General features: G+C 60.9%; 1 protein-coding gene and 2 pseudogenes. 2 read left to right on the top strand and 1 reads right to left on the bottom strand.

The window, feature by feature from the left end:
- Window positions 1–99, top strand: a pseudogene (locus AB0P23_RS25430) (cytochrome c biogenesis protein ResB); the annotation flags it as partial.
- A gap of 130 nt (window positions 100–229) precedes the next feature.
- On the opposite strand, the gene AB0P23_RS25425 reads toward AB0P23_RS25430, so the two are convergent.
- Window positions 230–895, bottom strand: a complete 666-nt coding sequence (locus AB0P23_RS25425; RefSeq protein WP_008720432.1) for a peroxiredoxin — start codon at window positions 893–895, stop codon at window positions 230–232.
- Window positions 896–1,195: 300 nt separating this feature from the next.
- Here AB0P23_RS25425 and AB0P23_RS25420 point away from each other — a divergent pair.
- Window positions 1,196–1,282, top strand: a pseudogene (locus AB0P23_RS25420) (hypothetical protein); the annotation flags it as partial.
- Window positions 1,283–1,376 lie beyond the last annotated feature (94 nt).

Below are 1,376 nucleotides of genomic sequence, written 5' to 3'. Positions count from 1 at the left end.
GAATTCGCGAACCTCCAGGTCGGATACGACCCCGCGCAGCGGTGGGTGCTCGTGTTCGCGGTCACGATGATGACCGGACTACTGGTGTCCCTGGTGATATTCGGCCCACCGCGACCCCTATGAGAACGAGCACCGTCAGCAATCTCGACCGACACCTCCGACCGCCAAGTGGCTCGAACCAGGTCTCCGTCAGATCCAGGACGGTTCAGCATGCCCGTGGGCGTCGCCCTCAGCCTTGGGTGGGGTCGGCAACGATGCGCAAGTAGGGGCGAGGGGCAGTCCAGCCATCCGGATAGATCTTTTTAGCATCCTCGTCGCTGACCGAGCCGGCAATGATCACGTCGCCACCTCTATTCCACTGGGCGGGGGTGGCCACCTTGTGCGCGGCAGTGAGTTGTAGCGAGTCGATTACACGCAGCACCTCGTCGAAGTTGCGGCCGGTGGTCATCGGGTAAATGAGCACCAACTTGATCGTCTTATCGGGGCCGATGACGAAGACATTGCGCAGCGTCGCCATCTCGGCCGGAGTGTGACTGGTCGGGTCGCCGGCGATTTCGGCGGGTAGCATCCCGTAGGCCTTCGAAATGGTGTAGTCGTTGTCGGAAATCATCGGATAGTTGGGCGCGGTACCTTGTGTTTCGGCGATGTCGTCGGCCCATGCGACGTGGTTGTCGAGTGGGTCGACTGACAACCCGATGATCTTGGTGTTGCGTTGGTCGAATTCGGGTTTGATCGTGGCCATGTAACCGAGTTCGGTCGTGCACACCGGGGTGAAATCGCGGGGGTGGGAGAACAGAACTGCCCAGCTTTCACCGATCCACTCGTGGAAGTTGATCGGACCCTGGGTGGTTTGGGCGTGGAAATCGGGGGCGGTGTCGCCAATGGTGAGTGTCATCAGTGGTTGTCCTTCCGGTGCGGTGGTGCGGTGGTGCCGACGATAGCGGTCGAGTCTTAAGTGAACCTGAGGTCGGCGGCGACGCGGTCTTCCGTATACCCCTACCGGTATAGCCCATCAATGGGCGACTACGACAGGTCACGGGTGGCCCCGACCCCTCGGTGCAACGATGACTGACCCGGCCTCTCCAGCCCATGGGCCGCGACATCCGCACCGAGGCCACCGTCCAGCTTCGGCCACCTCGACCACCCTTACCGCTAGGGGTAAACTGGAGTTTCATCGAACGAAGGACTGAACGACATGACTGGTGACACCGTAAGCATCGCATTGGTATTGAACCGTTTGCGGCGTGCGCAGGGTCAGCTCGCAGGAGTGATCTCGATGATCCGGACCTACTCGACGAAGCTGCCGACGGTGTCGACACCCGTTTCGAGGGTGCCAAACAGATCTTCCGCAGTCTGAAGCGGTCGTTCGTCACGCA

The sequence above is a fragment of the Rhodococcus sp. NPDC077669 genome (genome assembly GCF_040686915.1).
Lineage (GTDB): Bacteria > Actinomycetota > Actinomycetes > Mycobacteriales > Mycobacteriaceae > Rhodococcoides > Rhodococcoides fascians.
This window is presented reverse-complemented; position numbering and strand designations above follow the sequence as displayed.

What these genes read in the sequence shown, in the direction of transcription:
- AB0P23_RS25425 (WP_008720432.1), bottom strand. Translation starts at nt 895, where the DNA reads ATGACACTCACCATTGGCGACACCGCCCCCGATTTCCACGCCCAAACC.